Genomic DNA, 231 nt, shown 5'->3' on the forward strand with positions numbered 1-231 from the left:
TCGGGCCCGATGGCGGCAACGAGGACATCGCGGCGGCGCTCGGCCGGATGGAGGCGCTGGAACGCGACATGCGGGCGGTGGCCGACGAGGCGGCGCGGCAGCGGGCGACGGCCGAGAAGAAGCTGGCCGAGCTGTCGGTCCTGAAGGTCGAGCTCGACCGGATCCGGGTGGCGGTTGGCCCGCGGGCGCTGCGCAAGGCCGGGGTCGCGGCATGACGGCGGCGGCCCGGGT

Annotated in this window: 1 protein-coding gene; it reads left to right on the forward strand. The window is 76.6% G+C overall.

The annotated features are described in order from the left end of the window. A partial coding sequence (locus BYZ73_RS23440) for a hypothetical protein (RefSeq protein ID WP_181498205.1) occupies positions 1–215 on the forward strand: 215 nt, incomplete at its 5' end. Positions 216–231 lie beyond the last annotated feature (16 nt).

The sequence above is a fragment of the Rhodovulum viride genome (assembly GCF_003265965.1).
Taxonomy (GTDB): domain Bacteria; phylum Pseudomonadota; class Alphaproteobacteria; order Rhodobacterales; family Rhodobacteraceae; genus Rhodovulum; species Rhodovulum kholense.